Origin of the sequence: Bariatricus sp. TF06-38A (assembly GCF_027690675.1) — a bacterium.
Taxonomy (GTDB): domain Bacteria; phylum Bacillota; class Clostridia; order Lachnospirales; family Lachnospiraceae; genus Allocoprococcus; species Allocoprococcus comes.
In genome coordinates, this window is sequence record NZ_JAQFCE010000028.1 from 23,722 (window position 1) to 43,875 (window position 20,154).

Annotated in this window: 18 protein-coding genes; 16 read left to right on the plus strand and 2 right to left on the minus strand. The window is 41.8% G+C overall.

Features of this window, described 5'->3' with window-relative positions; all coding sequences use genetic code 11:
* Nucleotide 1: 1 nt before the first annotated feature.
* The 4 genes from PG418_RS16205 (at nt 2) to PG418_RS16220 (ending at nt 5,958) form a co-directional block, all read left to right on the plus strand.
* Complete coding sequence (locus tag PG418_RS16205; protein ID WP_242856287.1) at nt 2-1,225, plus strand: ABC transporter substrate-binding protein; 1,224 nt, start codon at nt 2-4, stop codon at nt 1,223-1,225.
* Nucleotides 1,222-2,913: a sensor histidine kinase gene (locus PG418_RS16210; RefSeq protein WP_008370994.1), complete on the plus strand. Its 1,692-nt coding sequence runs from the start codon at nt 1,222-1,224 to the stop codon at nt 2,911-2,913. Before PG418_RS16205 ends, PG418_RS16210 begins: the two co-directional genes overlap by 4 nt.
* Nucleotides 2,894-4,420 carry a response regulator gene (locus PG418_RS16215; RefSeq protein WP_498837691.1) on the plus strand — a complete coding sequence of 509 codons (1,527 nt, stop codon included), beginning with the start codon at nt 2,894-2,896 and terminating at the stop codon, nt 4,418-4,420. The genes PG418_RS16210 and PG418_RS16215 overlap by 20 nt, the downstream gene beginning before the upstream one ends.
* 98 nt (nt 4,421-4,518) lie before the next feature.
* Nucleotides 4,519-5,958, plus strand: a complete 1,440-nt coding sequence (locus tag PG418_RS16220) for an MFS transporter (protein WP_173685727.1) — start codon at nt 4,519-4,521, stop codon at nt 5,956-5,958.
* A 73-nt stretch (nt 5,959-6,031) separates the two neighbouring features.
* On the opposite strand, the gene PG418_RS16225 is transcribed toward PG418_RS16220, so the two are convergent.
* On the minus strand, nt 6,032-6,895 hold the full coding sequence (locus PG418_RS16225; protein ID WP_055249318.1) for a methionyl aminopeptidase: 864 nt from the start codon (nt 6,893-6,895) through the stop codon (nt 6,032-6,034).
* Nucleotides 6,896-7,201: 306 nt separating this feature from the next.
* Here PG418_RS16225 and PG418_RS16230 point away from each other — a divergent pair, with 306 nt between their 5' ends.
* From PG418_RS16230 to PG418_RS16265, 8 genes are all read left to right on the plus strand, one after another.
* Nucleotides 7,202-8,278, plus strand: a complete 1,077-nt coding sequence (locus PG418_RS16230; protein ID WP_008370976.1) for a 6-phosphofructokinase — start codon at nt 7,202-7,204, stop codon at nt 8,276-8,278.
* Nucleotides 8,279-8,292: 14 nt separating this feature from the next.
* Nucleotides 8,293-9,861: a DNA polymerase III subunit gamma/tau gene (gene dnaX / locus PG418_RS16235; protein ID WP_008370974.1), complete on the plus strand. Its 1,569-nt coding sequence runs from the start codon at nt 8,293-8,295 to the stop codon at nt 9,859-9,861.
* A gap of 21 nt (nt 9,862-9,882) precedes the next feature.
* Nucleotides 9,883-10,233, plus strand: a complete 351-nt coding sequence (locus tag PG418_RS16240; RefSeq protein WP_022220696.1) for a YbaB/EbfC family nucleoid-associated protein — start codon at nt 9,883-9,885, stop codon at nt 10,231-10,233.
* Between the two features lie 16 nt (nt 10,234-10,249).
* Nucleotides 10,250-10,846, plus strand: a complete 597-nt coding sequence (gene recR, locus PG418_RS16245) for a recombination mediator RecR (protein WP_498837692.1) — start codon at nt 10,250-10,252, stop codon at nt 10,844-10,846.
* Nucleotides 10,847-10,913: 67 nt separating this feature from the next.
* Nucleotides 10,914-12,014 (plus strand): LacI family DNA-binding transcriptional regulator, encoded by a 1,101-nt coding sequence (locus PG418_RS16250; protein ID WP_044998858.1) that lies wholly within the window; start codon nt 10,914-10,916, stop codon nt 12,012-12,014.
* A gap of 263 nt (nt 12,015-12,277) precedes the next feature.
* Nucleotides 12,278-12,934, plus strand: a complete 657-nt coding sequence (fsa, locus tag PG418_RS16255; protein ID WP_008370963.1) for a fructose-6-phosphate aldolase — start codon at nt 12,278-12,280, stop codon at nt 12,932-12,934.
* A 94-nt stretch (nt 12,935-13,028) separates the two neighbouring features.
* Nucleotides 13,029-13,865 (plus strand): transketolase, encoded by an 837-nt coding sequence (locus tag PG418_RS16260; RefSeq protein WP_008370961.1) that lies wholly within the window; start codon nt 13,029-13,031, stop codon nt 13,863-13,865.
* Complete coding sequence (locus PG418_RS16265; protein ID WP_195196580.1) at nt 13,853-14,794, plus strand: transketolase family protein; 942 nt, start codon at nt 13,853-13,855, stop codon at nt 14,792-14,794. Before PG418_RS16260 ends, PG418_RS16265 begins: the two co-directional genes overlap by 13 nt.
* A gap of 171 nt (nt 14,795-14,965) precedes the next feature.
* Here PG418_RS16265 and PG418_RS16270 read toward each other — a convergent pair whose 3' ends face one another.
* On the minus strand, nt 14,966-15,766 hold the full coding sequence (locus tag PG418_RS16270) for a hypothetical protein (protein WP_446821131.1): 801 nt from the start codon (nt 15,764-15,766) through the stop codon (nt 14,966-14,968).
* A gap of 193 nt (nt 15,767-15,959) precedes the next feature.
* Here PG418_RS16270 and PG418_RS16275 point away from each other — a divergent pair, with 193 nt between their 5' ends.
* The 4 genes from PG418_RS16275 (at nt 15,960) to PG418_RS16290 (ending at nt 19,927) form a co-directional block, all read left to right on the plus strand.
* Nucleotides 15,960-16,559 (plus strand): HD domain-containing protein, encoded by a 600-nt coding sequence (locus PG418_RS16275; protein ID WP_118219350.1) that lies wholly within the window; start codon nt 15,960-15,962, stop codon nt 16,557-16,559.
* A gap of 66 nt (nt 16,560-16,625) precedes the next feature.
* Nucleotides 16,626-17,759: a LysM peptidoglycan-binding domain-containing protein gene (locus tag PG418_RS16280; RefSeq protein WP_412391687.1), complete on the plus strand. Its 1,134-nt coding sequence runs from the start codon at nt 16,626-16,628 to the stop codon at nt 17,757-17,759.
* A 68-nt stretch (nt 17,760-17,827) separates the two neighbouring features.
* Entirely contained in the window at nt 17,828-19,006 is a 1,179-nt protein-coding gene (locus PG418_RS16285) for a DUF5711 family protein (protein ID WP_347002801.1), read from the plus strand.
* Nucleotides 19,007-19,015: 9 nt separating this feature from the next.
* The gene (locus PG418_RS16290) at nt 19,016-19,927 is read left to right on the plus strand and encodes a CvpA family protein (protein WP_270475703.1); all 912 of its coding nucleotides are present in this window, start codon (nt 19,016-19,018) and stop codon (nt 19,925-19,927) included.
* Nucleotides 19,928-20,154: the final 227 nt, after the last annotated feature.

The window sequence follows — 20,154 nt, forward strand, 5'->3', positions numbered from 1 at the left end:
AGTGAAAAAGATTTTTGCATGCGCTTTATGTGTTGTCATGACAGTTAGTTTATGCAGCTGTGCAGGATGCCGGAAAAAGGAAGAAACAAAAGCGAAAGAGAAAGAAACCATTGAATTATGGCATTACTGGGATATACCGGATAATCAGAGACATCTGGAAGAGCTGGTAGAGCAGTTTAATAAGATGCAGGAGGATATTAAGATAGAGGTATCTTATATTCCGGATGAAGATTTTAAAAAACAGCTTGCCCTGGCGATGTCGGAAGAAAAGATGCCGGATATTGCCGTAGTGGATTCCTCGGACTTTCAATTTCTACATCATATGAAAGCGTTTGCTGATCTTACAGATGCTATTCCGGAATTAAAGGAATATAACGAAAAAGCATTGGAACCATGTACGATAGATGGAAGAATTTATGGGCAGCCTTTTGGTGTGAACTGTACAGGGATGTTCTATAATAAAAAACTCCTGGAAGAAAATGGATGCGAAGTTCCGGAAAGCTGGGAAGAATTTCAAGAGACAGCGGCGAAGATCAGCAATGAAGATGTAAAAGGGTTTGCGATCACTGCTTTACAGACAGAAGAAAGTATGTATGAATTTCTGCCGATCTTATGGTCAATGGGAGGGGACGTGTATAGAATTGCAGAAGAAAACAGTAAAAAAGCATTTCTTCTGCTGGATCAGATGGAAAAAGAAGGAAGTCTGAGTCTGCAGAGCATTTCTCTTACCATGGGAGATCTGACAAATCAGTTTCTAAAAGGAAAAATTGGGATCATGTTCAATTCCTCTATGGCGATTGACAGTATCAGGGAAGGAAATCCGGATCTGGAATTCGGTGTTGCACCGATTCCGGGAGGAGAGACATCGGTTTCGGTAGCCGGAGGAGAAATTCTGGCAGTAGCGGAGAATGAAAAGAAAGAGTATGCAATCCGTTTTTTAAAGTTTCTGGCAGATAAAGACCGAATGAAAGAATATATTGATGCATTTGGTTTTCTTGCACCGCGTCAGGATATTATGGAACAACAATTTGCCGAAGATCCGGAAAAGAGAACATTTATAAAAATGTATAAGGCTGCCGGGATTCGTGAGATTTCTCCGGAATGGCCACGGATTTCCCTGACACTTTCCGATACTCTGAGACAGATACTGGTGGAGGAAGAGGATCCGCAGACAATATTGAATAAAAGTGCAGAAAAGATAGAGAAAATCGGAGCAGAGAAATGAAAAAGAAAAATCTGAGACAAATTCTGATTCCTGCATTTATTATTACGGCATGCATTCCGATCACTATTTTTACAGTGATATCGCAGGCACGTCTGAAAAAAAGCACCCTTGATAATATGAACAATCAGGCAGAGGCAGATCTTCAGAAGTCAAATCAGTGTCTGAATATGACATTGGATAAGTATGAGACGATTCTGTATGATATCACTACGGCTGAAGACTTTTTAAATCTTGCGGTTACCGCGAAAGAATCTGCTGATATTATGGAGACAGATGCCTATAATATGCGAAGTGAATTTTCACATATCTGTAACAGAAATCAGGGTGTGGACGGGATTCAGCTGGTATTGGCAGATAGAAAAAGAATCTTTTATGACAGGCTTTCTTCTTCTTCGGTGAACAGTTCCTGGATTGAAAAGGTTGCAGTTCCGGAGACAGAAGAGATGCTGTCTTATACGATGGATCAAGAGAATGAAAATCCGGAAAGGATGTTTCATATCAGCCGTAAGGTAGTAAATTACTGGGATATCAGTGAAGATCTGGGAGAAGTGATTCTGTCAGTCGATGCAGATGAACTGAGTTCCGTGCTGGATGTTGGAAAAGGATCGGAAATATATCTGATAGATGACGGAAGGATCGTCGGAGCGGAAAATGAAAAATTACTGGGCAGGACGGAAGATATTTTAGAGACGAAAAGGGTCAGTCAAAAATCCATTACAAATACCCGGAGCGGCTGGAAAATCGTATTGTGCCAGTCGCTGAGTGAATATCAGAGAGCAATCAGAGAACAGATCGTATTCTGGCTGCTGCTGGCAGTGGCAGTGCTGCTTGTTTTTGTATTTCTGATCTATAAAGTTACAGAACCGGTCATGGTATCGGTAAATGAGATTGTAGATGCGATGAAAAATCTGGAGAAAGATAATTTCAGGGAGAAGCTTGCAATCAAAGAAAATGACAGTATAGAAATACAGAAGATATCGGAAGGCTTCAATGATATGACTGAACGGATCTATCATTTGATCGGTCAGGTGAAACAATCTGCATTGGAGCAGAAGAATGCAGAAATCTCAGCGTTGGAGGCACAGATCGATCCTCATTTTCTATATAATATCCTGGATACCATCAACTGGAAAGCCATTGAAAATGAGCAGTATGAAATCAGTGAGATGTTAGTGGCGCTTGCCGAAATCCTGCGTTATGCCATTAATGATGCAGGGGAACTGACAACGATCGAAGCGGAAAAGGTATGGCTGGAAAAGTATATTCTTCTGCAGCAGGAAAAATTAGGAGAAAAAATCGAGCTGATATTTAAAATACCGGAGGAATTGGAAACTTATAAAATTCATAAAATGCTGCTTCAGCCTTTTGTGGAAAATGCAATCAAGTACAGTTTCCGCGGATGTAAGGGCGAACACCGGCTTACCATCGAAGCTGCGAAGGCAGAAGAACAATTACATCTGATCATTGTAAATAATGGGCAGTGTATTGAGAAAGTCAGATTAAAAGAACTCAATGAAGGAACGAAGATAAAGAATCATCTCGGAATTTCCAATGTGAGAAAGCGGTTGGAACTCTATTACGGAGAAGATACAGCAGTTTATTTTGAAAATATTCTTTCGGGTGGCGTGAAAGTACATTTATTTATTCCGATACAGGGAGGAAATGACGATGCGGATAGCAGTCATTGAAGACGAGAGACCGATTCGTGAGGGGCTTGTACATATTTTGAATAAAATCAGTCCGGAATACCAGGTGGTAGGAAGCGCGGAAAATGGGCGAGAAGGTTTAATTCTTCTTGAAGAACAGGATCCGGATCTGATCCTGCTTGATATCCAGATGCCGGATATGAACGGTCTGCAGATGTTAAAAGAAGCAAGAGAAAGAGGAAGTATGACTAAGGTTGTGATTCTTACGGCATACTCTGACTTTGATTATGCAAAAAAGGCAATTGCACTCGGAATAGAAAATTATCTGCTAAAGCCGGTTAATCTTACGGAACTGAAGAACACCCTTTCTAAAATCAAGGAAGAGATATTCGTAGAACAGAGAGGGAAAAATTCTCTTTCACTTGAAACGGTCATAAAAGATGCGTTAGAAGGCGAGTATGAAGAGGATTCTAGGTTAGAGGAGACGCTTTTGGAGAAATATGGTTTCTCCGGCAGAAAACAAATTTACTGTATGTATCTTTTTATGGGAAAGTATTATGATTCCGAACAAAAGGAAGCAGAGCTTTTTTTAGAAGGATTCCGGGAACATAATCCGGACAAAAAAATGTGCTGGTTATGGAGAGAGAAGAGGCAGTCTGTTTTTATCTGTTTTTATGATGTGAAAGCAAAAAAAAATTTTATACAGTATTTGAAGCAATCGGTAGTACCGGCTTTTTCTATGAGAATCCATGATCATGGGGCATTTGCGGGAAAAGAGTGTCAAGGGTTGGGAGAACTGGCGGAGATTGAAAATGCGCTGACCGAAGCATGCGGATGGCATTTAATACTTGGCAACCGGGTATTGATCAAGTGCAAAAAAATCGCGCAACTGAGGACAAATCGTTTTACTTATCCGGCAGATCTGGAGAATCAGGCAAGGAGTGCGGTAATCCATCTGGATTATCCTGCGTTTACCCGGTGCTTTCAGCAATTTATGGAGGCAGGATTACGTGAAGTCCACAGCCCGCAGGAAATCAGAGAGGTTTGTATCCGTTTTGCTTACGCTGTGATCAATACGGCAAAAGAGTGTGGAACATTACGGGATGAAGATCTGCTTGTCCAAAAAATATTACATACGATTTTAAATGCTGTTTTCTGGGAAGAAATCATGGATGCAATGCTGGAATTATTTGTCTGCATAGAAAATGATGAAAAAAAACAGACTTCGGCAGAGCTTCTGGTACAGAAAGCTCTTTCTATTATTAAAGAATGCTACAGTGACGGAATTAATCTGGAGGAAACAGCCAGGAGACTGCATGTTACCGAACAGTATCTGGGTACACAGTTAAAAAAAGAAACAGGCTCTTCTTTTACGGAGATCATAAGGCGATATAAAATCGCACATGTAAAACAATTACTTCTGGATACGGAATTAAAGCTGAATCAGATTGCTTCAATGGCAGGTTTTTCGGATCCCAAGTACATGAGTAAGGTGTTTAAACAGGAAGTAGGGATGCTTCCGAACGAATATCGGAGGATGAATACATAATCAGTTTGTAAAATTCCTCTTTTTATAAAAAATTTCTCCTTTTTAAAAATCTGAATTTGCTATAGTAGGTTCAGAAATTGAGAAGAGGAGGAAGTAAGATGGAAGCAGCCGAAAAAATTTCCGTCGGAGTAATTAAAGAAAAAACAAAAAGTAAAGCAGTCAAAAAAGAAGCAGAAGGTATGCGGGTTTCCACCAGAGAAAAAGTCTGTTACGGAGTTGGTGATATCGGAGCAAACCTTGTGTGGACAACGGTAGCTTCATTCCTGACGATTTACTGTACAGATGTGGCAGGAATTGCAGCAGGAGTAGTCGGAACCCTGATGCTGATCGCAAGATTGTTTGATGGAGTATCCGATCTTTTTATGGGTGTTATTATCGATAAGACAAATACCAGATGGGGAAAGGCTCGTCCGTGGGTATTATGGAGTGCACCTCCGCTTGTTGTCAGTCTGATTATGATTTTTACAGTTCCGAATATCGGAGCAAACGGAAAAGCAATTTATATGCTGCTTGTATATATTTTCCTTGCAGCAGTTTGTTTTACTGCATCAAATCTTTCTTACAATACCATGCTTTCGCTGGTAACAACCGAGCAGCATGACCGAAATGTAATGAATACAATCCGGTTTGAATTTACAATGATCGCACAGCTGGTAATCAATGTGATTACGATTCCGCTGGTACATTTCCTTGGAAACGGCCAGAAGGGCTGGACCTGCATGAGTATTATTTATGCGATCGTAGCACTTGGAATGTTTATTACAACATTTGCCGGAACAAAAGAAAGATATAAACCGATCAAACCGGAAGTGACTGAAAAGAAGAAAACACACCCGATTAAGACTATTAAAATTCTTTGCAGCAATAAATACTTTATTCTGATCACATTAGCATTTGCAATTATTTATACATCACTCGGACTTACCGGTGGATCAAGAATTTATTATGCAAAATATGTACTTGGCAATGAGATGATCAACAGTACAATGACATTATTTAACTATATTCCAACGATCCTTACGATCATGCTGATCCCTATTTTTGCAAAAAAATTTGGAAAGATCAAAGCATTATTTGTGGGCTTCCTGTTCTATGGAGCAGGACTTATTCTTGAAATTGCAGGACCGGTCAATCTTCCGATGATTTATGGAGGACTGGTTTTACAGGGAATTGGTCATGCGGCATTGTATTCCTGCCTGTTCGCAATTGTTGGAGACGTAGTGGATTACAGTGAATGGAAAGACGGAATCCGAGAAGAAGGACTTACTTACAGTGTAACCAGCTTTGGACAGAAAATCGGAACAGGTCTTGGGACAGCAGCACTTGGATGGATCCTTGCGGCAGGAAATTATAATGGAACGGCAGCTGTTCAGCCGGACAGTGCGATCTTTGCAATTAAGAGTCTGTTCTTATATCTGCCACTGGCTATCACAGTCGTTGTTTTAATCATCTGGTATTTATTTATGGGAATCGATAAGGTATATCCGACAGTCAGAAAAGAACTGGATGAACGTAGAAAAAACGCAAAACAGAATTAGAAATATAAGATAAATAGTAATAGTAAAAGGATCGGATGGCAGTTCGCCATCCGGTCCTTTTTGTAATAGAAAATTATTTTGTCATAACGACAGCGCCATCATCCGTAATGCGGACCATGTATTCTACCTGAGCAGAAAGTCCGTCATCTTCGGTATAAACCGTCCAGTCATTGTCTTCATCAACAAAGAATTCCGGACTGCCTTCGTTAATCATCGGTTCGATGGTAAAGATCATACCCGGAACCAGAAGCATTTCGCTTCCCTTTGGTGTAACATAGCTTACCCAAGGTTCTTCGTGGAATTCAAGACCAACACCATGTCCGCCGATTTCCTCTACAACAGAATAACCATTTGCTTTTGCATGTGAATTGATCGCATCTGCAATGTCTCCGAGATGGTTCCATGGTTTTGCCTGCGCAAGTCCAAGTTCGACACATTCCTGTGTGACACGAACCAGTTTTTCGGCACGTTCGCTGACCTTGCCGATCATAAACATACGGGATGCATCTGAGAAATATCCGTCCAGAATGGTAGATACATCCACATTGATGATATCGCCTTCTTCCAGAATAATATTTTCATCCGGAATACCATGGCAGATCTCGTTGTTAATAGAAGTACACACACTCTTTGGGAATCCCTGATAATTAAGCGGTGCCGGGATTCCGCCGTGTTCGGTTGTATAGTCATAAACTAATTTATCAATTTCGGCTGTACTCATGCCTGCGTGGATATGAGCAGCTACATGATCAAGTACGGCAGTATTGAGATCTGCACTTTTCTGGATTCCTTCAATCTGAGGAATGGTCTTGAGCATATCTCTTGTCGGAACGATTTCTCCTTTATCTGCATGATATGCGATCTTTTCTTCGATCATAAGATGGCATTTTTTGTATTTTTTTCCGCTGCCACACCAGCACAATTCATTTCTTTCCATGAGAATACCTGACTTTCTTTTATAAATTTTTACGTGCAGAGTTTGATGTGATCACAAAAAATCAGATGTATGCCTGCACTAACTGTTTCACTTCTATAATATATCCATTCCGGAACAAAAAGTCAATCTGTGCTGTGCATTTCGCCAGATGTGATTCAAAATGACAGACCAGGATGCGGTATGTATCGGTTTTGCAGCAGAACTATTGCTTGTATAGGACTCGGGAATCGGTTATAATACAAAGGGATTATAACTGAAAATAACAGACTGATCTGGAAAAGATGAACAGGGAAAGGATGGACAATTATGTTTAGAATTGGAATGCTTACCAGTGGTGGGGATTGTCAGGCACTGAATGCAGCCATGCGAGGTGTCGTAAAAGGACTTTGTTCAAAACGAAACGATGTGGAAATTTATGGATTTCAGGATGGATATAAAGGACTTATTTATTCGAACTTTGAGATGCTGACAGCAAAAGATTTTTCGGGAATACTGACGATGGGTGGAACAATCCTCGGAACATCCAGACAGCCGTTTAAACTGATGCGCGTACCTGGACCGGATGGGATCGATAAGGTCGAAGCGATGAAGCATACTTATCACAAGTTGAATCTGAACTGCCTAGTAGTACTGGGAGGAAATGGAACACATAAGACTGCGAATCTGTTAAGAGAAGAAGGACTGAATGTGATTACACTTCCGAAGACGATCGACAACGATCTGTGGGGAACAGATATGACATTTGGCTTTCAGAGTGCGGTAGATATCGCAACGGAAGCAATTGACAGAATCCATACAACTGCAACTTCACACAGCCGTGTATTTATTGTAGAGGTTATGGGGCATAAAGTAGGATGGGTAACACTTCATGCCGGAATCGCAGGCGGAGCAGATATTATTCTTCTCCCGGAGATCCCGTATGATGTGGATAACGTAGTGCGTGCGATCAAGAGCCGTACAGAGGCAGGAAAGCATTTTACGATCATCGCGGTTGCAGAAGGCGCGATCACAAAAGAAGATGCAGCCCTTCCGAAGAAAAAATTAAAAGAAAAACAGGAAAAGAAGGGCTATCCGTCTGTGGCATATGAGCTTGCAGAGAAGATCCAGAACCGTATGGATCAGGAGGTTCGTATCACAGTGCCGGGACATACGCAGAGAGGTGGAAGCCCGTGTCCGTATGACCGTGTGCTTGCAACCAGACTTGGAGCAGCAGCAGCAGACCTGATCTTAAAAGAGGACTACGGATATATGGTAGGAATCAAGAACGGCAACATCCGCAAGGTTCCGCTTGGAGAGGTTGCCGGAAAGCTGAAGATGGTAGATCCGAAAGCGGATATCATCAAAGAAGCCAAGATTGTCGGAATCAGTTTTGGCGATGAGTAAAGGAGTAATTTAACATGTCATATACTGCCCTGTATCGTAAATTCCGTCCTGCGGAATTTGAAGACGTAAAAGGACAAGATCATATTATCACAACGCTGAAGAATCAGATAAAGGCGGACAGGATCGGACATGCATATCTGTTCTGTGGCACAAGAGGAACCGGAAAGACAACAGTAGCGAAGATTTTTGCAAAGGCAGTCAATTGCGAGCATCCGGTAGACGGAAGTCCCTGTGGGGAATGTACCATGTGCAAAAATATTGCAGCCGGTACTTCCATGAACGTCATTGAGATCGATGCGGCTTCCAACAACGGTGTGGACAATATCCGTGAGATCAGGGAAGAGGTATCCTACCGTCCGACGGAGGGAAGATATAAGGTGTATATCATCGATGAGGTGCATATGCTTTCAATAGGTGCATTTAATGCTCTGTTAAAGACTTTGGAAGAACCCCCGGAATATGTAATCTTTATTCTTGCAACGACAGAGGCACATAAGATTCCGATCACGATTTTATCCAGATGCCAGCGCTACGATTTCAAGCGTATTACGATCGATACGATCGCAGCGCGGTTGGATGAACTGATGAAAAAAGAACAAGTTGAGGTAGAAGAAAAAGCAATCCGCTATATTGCGAAAGCGGCGGACGGATCCATGCGAGATGCATTAAGTCTTCTGGATCAGTGCATTGCGTTTTACCTCGGACAGAAGCTGACCTACGATCATGTTCTTGAGGTTCTTGGCGCGGTGGATACGGATGTGTTCAGCCGGCTTCTCAGACAGATCATTAGCCAGGATGTGGGAAAGGTACTTGCTACCGTAGAAGAGCTTGTGATGCAGGGAAGAGAACTGACGCAGCTTGCGGCAGATTTTACCTGGTATCTGCGCAACCTTCTTCTGGTGAAAACTTCGGATAATATGGAAGATGTGCTGGATGTATCGACGGAGAATCTGGCGCAGCTGAAAGAGGAAGCACAGATGATCGAATCCGGGGTGCTGCTCCGGTATATCCGTATTTTTTCCGAGCTGACAAATCAGCTCAAATACGCAACACAGAAAAGAGTGCTTCTGGAAGTAACACTGATTAAGCTTTGCAAACCGCAGATGGAGAGTACGAAGGACAGTCTTCTGGACCGGATCCGTGCACTGGAAAAGCAGGTAGAAGAAGGAAGTTTTGCAGTTGCGCAGCCGCAGGAGAGGGTTGTTTATGTAAATGGTGAAGCACCGAAGCCACAGCCAAAACCGCAGCTTCCGAAAGCACTGAAGGAAGATGTAAAGCAGGTGACATCCAATTTCCGGAAGATTGCAAACGAAGCATCAGGAATGCTTAGAGGCTATCTGAAGCAGGCAAGACTCAGCGTGGACAATCAGGACAGACTTCTGATCGTTCTGCCGGATGAGATCAGCGCCAGCGTGGTAGGAAGCGAAGAACATAAGCAGGAATTAAAAGATCTGATTGAGAAAAAAATCGGCAAGACTGTGGAGATTGATGTGCGTCAGGTGGAGAACGGACGCCATTTTGAAGACAGTTTTGTGGATATAGAAAAAGTGATCAATATGGAGATCACGATTGAAGATGAATAATAATTAGGAGGATTTATAGTTATGGCAAAAAGAGGAGGATTTCCAGGAGGCGGAATGCCGGGAAATATGGCAAATTTAATGAAGCAGGCTCAGAAGATGCAGAAGCAGATGGAAGAGCAGGCAAAAGAGATGGAAGAGAAAAGTTTTACAGCAACTGCAGGCGGCGGAGCTGTAGAAGTGACCGTAAGCGGTAAAAAAGAAGTCCAGAAAGTAAAACTTCAGGAAGAAGTTGTGGATCCGGATGATGTAGAGATGCTGGAAGACCTGATCATGGCAGCAGTCAATGAAGCACTTCGTCAGGTCGATGAGGCAAATACTTCCGCTATGAGCAAGCTGACTGGCGGACTTGGCGGAATGCCGGGAATGTTCTAGAACGGGAGTGTAAAAGATGGATTATTACAGCAGTCAGATCAGTAAACTGATCGAAGAATTATCAAGACTGCCTGGTATCGGAGCAAAGTCAGCCGGAAGGCTGGCTTTTCATATCATTAATATGCCGAAGGAACAGGTAGAACAGCTTGCAGCGACACTGGTAGATGCAAGAAATAATGTAAGATACTGCAAGCAATGCTGCACGCTTACTGACAAAGAATTATGCCCGATCTGTGCCAGCGAGGAGCGGGATCATAAGACGATCATGGTTGTGGAAAATTCCCGAGATCTTGCAGCTTATGAAAAGACTGGAAAATATAACGGTGTGTACCATGTACTTCATGGCGCAATTTCCCCGATGCTTGGGATCGGACCTGGAGATATCCGGCTAAAAGAGTTGATGGAGCGTCTTCAGGGGGATGTGGATGAAGTGATCATCGCGACCAATTCCAGCCTGGAAGGGGAGACTACTGCGATGTATATCAGCAAAATGATCAAGCCGACAGGAATCAAGGTCAGCCGGATCGCAAGCGGCGTGCCGGTCGGCGGCGATCTGGAATATATTGATGAAGTGACGCTTCTGCGTGCACTGGAAGGACGTACAGCACTTTAAGTGACTTAACGTGACTTAAGGACTGCGAGGAGTGCTGGAAACGTATGCATTTGAAAGAAGTAAAGATATGAGAAAGAAGAAAGTAACCTCTTCGGATATCGCACATGCGGCAGGTGTGTCGCAGGCAACGGTATCCATGATCCTGAATAAAAAATATAATGTATCATTTTCAAAAGAAACGATCCGTAAAGTGGAACAGATCGCGGAAGAGATGGGATACGAAGTACCGAAAAGAAAGACACGCAGAGAAAGCAGGAAAGAAAAACTGATCGTCGTATTTTGTTCCAACCTCACGAACCCTTATTATGTTATGTTGCTTCAGGGGATTGAATCCCGTGCAAAGGAGCAGGGATATGGACTGTTTGTGTGCAATACCCAGAGGGATCTGAAGATGGAGGAGCGGTATCTCAGGATGATGCATGAGCTGAAACCGCTTGGCATTATCTATACCTGCAATCCAAGTCATTGTTTTATGGATACGATAGAAGAGTTGGCAGAAAAAATTCCGATCGTAATTATCAATAACCAGAATGAGCATCTGAATGTAGATGCAGTGGAACTGGATAATTCCAAACTCGGAAGGATGATGGCAAAGCATCTTCTGGATCTGGGGCATCGGAAAGTAGCGTATATTGCACCACCTCTTACAACCAGACAGAAGCAGCGCTCCAAAAGGGTGGAAGGATTTCTGAAAGAATTTGATGCTGTTGGATTAAAAGACAATGTGATCATCAAGGCAGCAAATGAGTCGATCGATATGAGCATCCCGAATATCGATTCGGAGTATAAGATCGGATATGATCTGACGAAAGAGCTTTTGAGAGAACATAATGATATTACTGCGATCGTCGGATTAAATGATATGATCGCATTTGGAATCCTGGATGCACTTCACGAAGAAAAATATAAAGTTCCGGCAGATATTTCCGTAATGGGATGTGATAATACACTGTTTGCAAAGATGCATAAGGTGTCGCTGACAACGATCGAGCATTTTGTCGTTTTCAAAGGGCGGGATGCCTGTGATATCATTATGAAAAAGATTCTTTCTCAGAACAGCCAGTATTCAGAGATCCAGCCGATCAGCACCTACCATGTAGAATATGAACCTCGTCTGATCGTGCGTGGAACGACGTCTTATGCGAAAACAAAAAAAGGGAAAAATTAGTTTAAATTCAAAAAATATTAGTAATATTTCATAGTTTATGTCTCTGAAAACGCTATAAAATAAAGAATTATCCAAAAACGGCATCAAAAAATTACTAATAAAATAGTTAATATTAACGTGAAAAATTACTAATAAAAACATATGGCTATTGACCTGTCAGAGTAAATTGCGATATAATTTAACCAAGTCAGGCAATCAGATAAAAAGAGAGATTCCTGATAACGGGAAATACGAATTTTCATGTTCATAAGGAGGAAAACGAAATGAGATTTTTCATCGACACAGCAAATGTGGAAGACATTAAAAAAGCTAACGATATGGGAGTTATCTGCGGAGTTACAACAAATCCGTCACTGATCGCAAAAGAGGGACGTGATTTTAAAGAAGTTATCGCAGAGATCGCATCTATCGTAGACGGACCGATCAGTGGAGAAGTAAAAGCAACAACTACTGATGCAGAAGGTATGATTGCAGAAGGTAGAGAAATCGCTAAGATCCATCCGAACATGGTAGTTAAAATTCCGATGACTGTAGAAGGACTGAAAGCTTGTAAAGCTCTTACAGCTGAAGGAATCAAGACAAATGTAACACTGGTATTCACAGCAAACCAGGCACTTCTTGCAGCAAGAGCAGGGGCTACATATGTATCGCCGTTCCTTGGACGTCTGGATGATATTTCTGTACGTGGAACAGAACTGATCGAAGAAATCGCTGAGATGTTTGCAGCGGCCGGAGATATTGATACACAGATCATCTGCGCGAGCGTCCGTAACCCAATGCACGTTACAGAATGTGCACTTGCAGGTGCTGATATTGCAACTGTTCCTTACAAAGTAATTGAACAGATGACACATCATCCGCTTACAGATGCTGGTATCGCAAAATTCCAGGCTGATTACAAAGCAGTATTCGGAGAATAAAATTTACAATCGGAATAATTTACTGTCGGAAGAGCATCAATTTGCGCTTCCGACAAAGTGACTAAAAATAAACTATTTCAGGAGGCATATTTTCATGAACAAGTCAGAACTTATGAAAACTGCAAATGAAATCCGTAAGAGCATCGTGACAGCAGTACACGCTGCCAAATCCGGACATCCGGGCGGATCTCTGTCAGCAGCAGACATCTACACATATTTATATTTTGAAGAGTTAAATATCGATCCTAAGGATCCTAAGAAAGCAGACCGCGACCGTTTCGTTCTTTCCAAAGGACATACAGCTCCGGGATACTATTCTGCACTGGCACACAGAGGATTCTTCCCGGTAGAAGACCTCAAGACACTTCGTCATACAGGATCTTACCTTCAGGGACATCCGGATATGAAGCACATCCCGGGTGTTGATATGTCAAGCGGATCTCTGGGACAGGGAATCTCAGCAGCAGTAGGGATGGCTATTTCTGCAAAACTGAGTAATGATGACTATCGTGTATACACACTTCTTGGAGATGGAGAAATTCAGGAAGGACAGGTTTGGGAAGCTTCTATGTTAGCAGGCTTCAGAAAACTGGACAATCTGGTAGTAATTGTAGATAATAACAACCTTCAGATTGACGGACGTATTGATGAAGTTAACTCACCATACCCGATCGACAAGAAATTTGAAGCATTTAACTTCCACGTAATCAATATCGATGGACATGATTTTGATCAGATTGCAGCTGCTTTCAAAGAAGCAAGAGAAACAAAAGGAATGCCGACAGCTATTATTGCCAAGACCATAAAAGGTAAAGGTGTTTCTTTCATGGAAGACCAGGCTGGATGGCATGGAAAAGCTCCGAATGATGAAGAATACAAGATCGCTATGGAAGATTTAGAGAAAGCAGGTGAAGCATTATGTCAGAAGTAAAGAAAATCGCAACAAGAGAAAGCTATGGTAATGCTTTAGTTGAACTTGGAAAACTGCATGATGATGTAGTAGTACTTGATGCTGACCTTGCCGGAGCTACAAAGACAGGAATGTTTAAGAAAGCATTCCCGGAAAGATTTATCGACTGTGGTATCGCAGAAGGCAACATGATCGGAGTTGCAGCTGGTATCGCTACAACAGGCAAAGTTCCGTTTGCAAGTACATTTGCAATGTTCGCAGCAGGACGTGCATTCGAACAGGTTCGTAACTCTGTCGGATATCCGAAGAACAATGTTAAGATCGGTGCTACACATGCAGGTATTTCCGTTGGTGAAGATGGTGCTACCCATCAGTGCAACGAAGATATCGCTCTTATGAGAACAATCCCAGGTATGGTAGTGATCAGCCCGGCAGATGATGTAGAAGCAAGAGCAGCTGTATTTGCAGCATATGAACATCAGGGACCGGTATATATGCGTTTCGGAAGACTTGCAGTGCCGGTAATCAATGATAATCCGGATTATAAGTTTGAGATCGGAAAAGGAATCGTACTTCGCGAAGGTAAAGATGTAACAATCGTTGCAACAGGACTTGAAGTGAGCGAATCTCTTGCAGCAGCTGAAAAGCTTGCAGCAGACGGAATCGATGCAAAAGTAATCAATATTCATACGATCAAACCTATTGATGAAGAACTTATTGTTGCAGCAGCAAAAGAGACAGGAAAAGTTGTTACCGTAGAAGAACATTCTGTTATCGGTGGACTTGGAAGTGCTGTATGTGATGTGCTTTCTGAAAAACTTCCTACACCTGTTCTGAAGATTGGTGTTATGGATACGTTCGGGGAATCTGGTCCGGCAGTTGAACTGATCAAGAAATACGGACTTGATGCAGACGGCATCTGCGAAAAAGTAAAAGCATTTGTAAAATAATAAAAAAGGATTTTGAGAATCTATAATAAAAATGCCAGAACCGGTGTAAATCGGGACTGGCATTTTTGTTATGGATGAAAGTTCTTGATCCGCTGTGGGAGTGGGAAGGATACAGCACCAGACCAGTGGTACTATAACCAGTTATATTTTGAGAGTGGCATATTTCCCGTTCTAGGAAAATATTTTCCGTATAATACAGCTTACAAGTCCAATTCCGCATAATGGAAGAAGGATTCCTTTCAGACTTCCATACAGCTGCAGACCGCCGGCAAGACCGGTCAGTGGTGATGGAGAAGAAGGAATCAGATTCCAGAACATTCCGGCAGCAATTACAGTTATACCGATGAACAGGAAAGAGAAAAGCCCCCGTCCGGTATCGACACGTTTTGTTCCCCTGTCTCCATAAGCACATGGTCCGGTCAGTGCCCACAGGAAGAAAATAATCTCCATAATCAGCAGAAATGCTGCGACGCCAAGGAAGGCACCGAGCGTATAATTCTTGGCATTTACCGCTGTGGCAAGTGAACCATATACCGGATAACAGCTCCAGAAATTCTTGAAAATATTAAATGCAATTACGGCGATCATCAGAAGCGTTACGCCACGGGCTCCGGTCTGCAGGAGTTTGCCGGTTATTTTTGCGCCGGTCTGCACGGTCTTTTTCACCGGAGTGGTGATGATCGAAGCGGATGGAGTGGAACGCTTTTTCCCGGAAGCTTTTGAACTGCCGTTTCCAGAGTTTCCGGAAGTACGTTTCCGGGCTTTTTTAGACCGCGCCTTTCGTGAATTCTCTGAAGGATCTTCGGTGGAAGAGTGTTCCTTCTTTTTTACGTCCTCGCTTTTGTTGGTTTTATTTACATCTCTTTGAGATTTCTTTTTACGCCTTTTTACGGTATCCCGATCCGGTACGTCATCCAGATCAATGATATCAAAGTCAGTATCGTCTGACAGGTCTTCATAAATCTGTTTCATGTTACAATCAGCCTCCTCATTTTTGTTCCGCCCTATTTTATACCAGGAATTTGAAAGAAACAATATGAATCACAGAAACATCACAAAATCATAAGGAATTCTTTAGAAAAGAATGAGGTGGAACAAAAGAAATTTTGGTATACTTAAAGTATGCCGGGAAAAGAAACACGGCAGAAAAAAGAGGGTAACCAGAATGGAAAAATTACAGAAAACGATAACTGAATTAAATGATAAATTAAAAAAGAAAAATAAAACACCGGAGGAGCAGGATGAAGAATTTGAACAGTTTTATGAATGCATCAAAGATATTGCAACCCATCCGGTAGTGCTGAGAATGAAGCTTTATCCGCATCATGGAGTGACAAACTGTTATCAGCACTGTCTTCATGTTTCTTACTATAATTATATCTGGTGTAAGGCACTTGGACTGGATGCAAGGTCAGCAGCGCGTGCGGGAATGCTGCATGATTTGTTTTTGTACGACTGGCATACCCATGCAAAGCGGACAGGGGATCATTTTCATGGGATGACACATCCGAAAAGAGCGCTCATGAACGCAGAGAAATTTTTTGATCTGAATAGCATCGAACGGGATATTATCATCAACCATATGTGGCCGGTCACACTTTTTTCTGTGCCGCGGACAAAAGAAGGATGGATTACGACACTTGCTGACAAGTATTGCGGCAGTTTTGAGACTGCACAGCGGAAGGAGAGCGATCCGATAAAGAAAAAACGGGGAATGGACAGGATTGTCGAACGATTTTCCTATTTAGTAGACACAAAGCGATAAAAAGTGTGCTTTCCATATGATACGATAGCCTAAACTACAAAATATGCAGAATGAGGTGAGAGTATTATGGAAAACAAATTTCCAAAAAATGTACGTCAGATAGGAAATGTGAGTGATACTCCGAAGATTTACGTGGAAGATTATGTAGATACATTTCTGAATCAGATTTGTGATAAAGCAGATAAGGAACAGGCAGGTGCATTTCTGGTCGGTAAAAAAGAAGTAACAGAAGGACAGGAGTGTCTCTATATTTTTGGCGCGATCTGCATGGAATTTTCCGGTGATGAAAATGAAATCATTTCACAGGAGAATTTTGAAAAAGCAGAGCAGGAGAAAAAGGAATATTTTGAAGAGGGTACGATGATTGGCTGGATGCTCTGCAGACCGGGCGTGCGAATGGTGATAGATACGAAGATATTCAATACCCATGAAAAATATTTTTCCGAAAGAAATACTATTTTCATATTAAAAGATAATGCAGAGGTGGAAGAACAGTATTATTGTTACAAATATAAAGAGCTGATGCAGATTGGCGGGCATTATGTTTATTATGAAAAAAATGCTGCAATGCAGAGTTATATGATTACGGCACGGAAAAAGATTGGCGTGACACCCAGTGAAGTTGTGGAAGATAAGGCTGCAAAAGACTTTCGCAACCTTGTAAAAGAAAGATTTGAGGCGCAGGAACAGAAGAAAACTTCCAGGCTGACATACGTGGCGAGCGTGTTTCTGGTAATTGTGGTTCTGATCATGGGTGTGACAACCCTGAACAATTATGGGAAAATGAAAAGTGTCCAGTCATCCCTGGAATTTATACGTAATTCGATCATGAAGCAGGGCGAGGAAAAAACGCAGAAAACCAGTGGCACAGTAAAAGCAGCAAATGAGCAACAAAATGAGAATACCGTTCAGTCAGAGCAGACGAATGATCCGCAGACAGAGGAACAGCAGGATCCGATGCCACAGCAGGGAGAGGGCTCTGATTCTGCTTCGACAGAGGAAGAAAAGGTCGATGATTCTTCGATGAGCACAATGCAGGAAATGAGTGAAGATATTTATATTGTAGAAAAAGGCGATACGCTAGCCAAAATCAGCAAGAAAGTATACGGGGACAGTGGACATGTAGATGCGATCTGCAGAATGAACGGGTTGTCGGACGGAAACCTGATTTTTATCGGACAGAAATTGATTCTGCCGTAGTTTTCTGTACATATGAATAAAAACTGTGGTATACTAACAACAAACTAACGACAGGAAAAGGACAGGTTATGGATGTGATAGTAAAGGTACGTGATCCGGAAGAAAACCTGGAAGAGAAGATAAAGGCGTACAAAGTAAAAAAGAGAATAAAGACGGCGGTAACGATTTTGGCGTTTGTGTTTGCGCTGATCAGCAGCTATCTGCTTGTGAAATTGCAGACATATACAAGCTTACGGACTCTGCAAAGCTATAAAAATAAAGAGACAGAATCAAGTGATCTGAAATATTTGCAATATGCAGACGGAATGCTCAAATACGGACGGGATGGAATTGCGTATATCAATAAAAAAGGTGTAGAGCAGTGGAACCAGTCTTATCAGATTAAGGATCCGGTTATCAATGTGTCGGGAAAAGCGATGGCGGTCGCAGAGCGCGGTGGAAATGATATTTATGTTATGGATGAAAAAGGCGCGAAGGGAGAAATCCATACGAATTATCCGATCGAGAAGATAGCTGTTGCGGAAAATGGAATTGTCAGTACGATTTTAAATAACGAAAATTCACCAATGGTTGTGTGCTATGATGCGACAGGAAATGTACTGGTAGAGCACAGAGCTTCACTTACCGGAACCGGATACCCGATTGGAATCGCACTTTCGCCGAACGGAACGAGACTTCAGATTTCATATTTGTGTGTAGCGGATGGTGTCGAGGCAACAAGAGTCGGATACCTGAATTTTGATAATACAGAAGAAGCAAACAAAGAATATCAGGTTGCTGATGATGTTTACAAAAACACAATTGTTCCGACTTCGTTTTTTATAGATGAGAAGAAGTCTGTTCTGGTCGGAGATCAGTCGTTTATGATCTATAAGGAAACGGACAAGCCAAAGCTTTCTAAAACAGTAAAGCTGGATAAGCAGATTAAAAGCTTTTTCCATGACGATGAATATCTTGGGTTCATACTGAAAGAAGAAAGCGGAGAATATGAGCTTCGCCTGTATGATATGGAAGGAAATCAGAAATTATCTAAAACATTTACCGGGGAATATGGAAATGTAAAGATTGCAGATGGAAATGTTATCATGTATGATGGGACTTCTTGCCTGATTTATTCCAAGCTTGGTGTGAAGCAATTTGAAGGAACGACAGAATATGAGATAAAAGAAGTAATTCCGATTTTCGGAATCAATAAGTACCTAGTGATGAATGCAGACGGACTTGCAGAGGTACGGCTTGTAAAATAGGAGTAGAGTATGGAAGTAAATATTTTATTGGTAATTGTCGGGGGCATTATAGCAATAGGAGCCATTGTAGGATTTGCCAAAGGTGCTGTCAGGATTGCTGTATCGCTTGGGGCGACGATCCTTACGCTGGCGGTTGTGTATTTTGCAACGCCGTATGTCAGCAAAGCAATTTATTCGCTTACACCGATTGATGAGATGGTAGAACAGCAGTGTATAAAAACGATGACAAAAGCCTTCGCGGGAGAAGCGGATACAAATTCGGGATTTACGGAAGAGCAGGTACGGGGAATCCTCTCAGCGGCAGGTGTATCTGAGCAGACATTGGAAGCAGCAGGAATTACCGTGGAAGATATTGTAAATGGTAATGTGTCAGATGAGATGCTGCAACAGTATGGAATTTCACCAAATATCTTCGATGGACATGTGTCAACGGAAGAGGCAGAGCAGTCGATCATGGAGGCTGAGGTTCCAAAGCAAATGCAGATAGTGGCAATCGAGGGGGCAGATCTTCCGGATGTATTTAAGAATCTTCTTCTGGAAAATAATAACAGTGAAGTTTATCAGAAGCTTGGGGTAACGACATTTGCGGAATATGTAAGCAAATATTTTGCAAAGCTGGTTATCGAGATTGTCGCATTTCTGGTAACATTCCTGTTTGCAACCATTGTGATAAGAGCGGTTGTGTTTGCGCTTGATTTTGTGACAGCACTTCCGGTTCTGGGAATTCTGAACAGGCTGGCAGGAGTTCTGGTAGGGTCGACGATTTCATTTATTATAGTAGGGATCCTGTTTATCGTAATTACGCTTCTGTATACAACAACGATAGGAAAGCAGGCAATGGGAATGATCAGAGAAGATCAGATTCTTAGTTTTTTATATGATAATAATATAATTATGAAAATTGCAACAATGTTGAGATAAAAGGCTTGACAATAGAAACTGATAATGGTATTATAAAAATTTGTCACGGAAAAGTGATGGATTTTTATTTATAATAAGGGATGTAAGGTAGCCTTTGAAAATAAAAATAAAAACCTCAAAAAATGTGTTGACAAAACAAGATACACATGATATTATATAGAGGTTGTCGCTGATAAAAATAAAAAGCGACAAAAAATAATTTAAAAAAGTTGTTGACAAACATGAAA